Consider the following 1,319-nt stretch of genomic DNA (forward strand, 5'->3'; position numbering starts at 1 on the left):
TGGTCCCCTGTCAATAAAATAGACAATTTAAATAGAGACTTTTTTGTCCTATGCCACGACTAAATTTTGAATTTGAGTTTGATACTCATCTTCAAGTTGCTTTGGTGATTTGAATCCACAGTGACTGTGAATTCTAACTGTGTTGTAAAACGTTTCAATGTACTGAAAAACTAGTCGTTTAGCTTCGGAGTATGAATGGATTTTAAACCGATTTATCCATTCACGCTTAATCAAGGCATGAAACGACTCAATGCAGGCATTATCCCAAGGATAAGCTTTCTTTGAATAGCTTAATGTCATGTTAGCTGTAACTTGATTGTAAGCTTCAGACGTAAACTGACTACCACGATCACTGTGCATGATTAATGGCTTGCTAATATGGCGACTGTGCTTAGTCTTTTCAATAAGTGGGATGACATTCGATACCTCCAAGGTTTCAGATAAGTCCCAACCAATGATCCGTCGGGAGTACAAGTCCATAATACTGGTTAAATAAACGAATCCGTCATGAACTGGAATATAAGTGGTGTCAATGCACCAAACGGCGTTTGGTCGCAATGGATTGAACTGCTCGTCTAAAATATTTATTAGCTGTTTATCAAACTTAGAATTGCGAGTGGTAGTCGTCCAAGGGGTTAGGTAAACGGCGTGAATGCCAAGTTCACGCATATACTTACCAACAGTTCGTTCAGCGATCTTATATCCTTTTGAGCGAAGTTCTTGGGTGATTTTGCCGGCACCGTAAATACAAAGGCTTTTGAGCCAAATTGCTTTAATTTCACCTTGAATAAACTTCTTCCGAAGCTTTCGCGGTGATTGGTGATTATGACGCTTTTCTCGTTGATAGTAACCACTTCTTGAGATTCCAACATAATCACACATACCATTGATGGAAGGGTGGGATTCCAAAGCGTGCTGAACGTCCATTTCTTGGTATACCTTTTCGGTAGTTACTTGCTCAGAATCCCGATTGATTTTTTTAACACTTCGATCGCTCCTTCAGCGTCACGAAGTTGACGCTTTAGTCGTGCAATCTCCTTGTCCTTATCGCTGGCAAAATTACCAGAGCCACGGCCAAACTCCCCAGTCTCAGTAAACAGCTTAATCCATTTATGTAATGTACTAGCCCCAATACCTAGATTCTTACTTATTTCATTCATGGTCATGTGATCCTTGTTATCTAAGTAATACTGAACGGCCTGTTCCTTAAATTCCTTGTCATAACTGTGCTTCGTCATTATTTGATCCTCCAATTTACTTCCTTAATTATACTAAATCAGAGTCTCTATTTAACTTGTACACTTTTTATTCTAGGCCCA

The 1,319-nt window shown here is 39.3% G+C and carries 2 protein-coding genes; both read right to left on the minus strand.

Annotated features, from left to right (window positions below; translation table 11 throughout):
- Nucleotides 1–48: 48 nt before the first annotated feature.
- Nucleotides 49–927 carry an IS3 family transposase gene (locus tag EKM76_RS13310; protein ID WP_010011610.1) on the minus strand — a complete coding sequence of 293 codons (879 nt, stop codon included), beginning with the start codon at nt 925–927 and terminating at the stop codon, nt 49–51.
- Nucleotides 928–950: 23 nt separating this feature from the next.
- Nucleotides 951–1,238 carry a transposase gene (locus tag EKM76_RS13315; RefSeq protein WP_003688751.1) on the minus strand — a complete coding sequence of 96 codons (288 nt, stop codon included), beginning with the start codon at nt 1,236–1,238 and terminating at the stop codon, nt 951–953.
- Between the last annotated feature and the right edge of the window lie 81 nt (nt 1,239–1,319).

This window comes from Loigolactobacillus zhaoyuanensis (genome assembly GCF_003946385.1).
Lineage (GTDB): Bacteria > Bacillota > Bacilli > Lactobacillales > Lactobacillaceae > Loigolactobacillus > Loigolactobacillus zhaoyuanensis.

Coding starts and splice junctions, on each gene's coding strand:
- EKM76_RS13310 (WP_010011610.1), bottom strand. CDS start 927: ATGGACGTTCAGCACGCTTTGGAATCCCACCCTTCCATCAATGGTATG.
- EKM76_RS13315 (WP_003688751.1), bottom strand. CDS start 1,238: ATGACGAAGCACAGTTATGACAAGGAATTTAAGGAACAGGCCGTTCAG.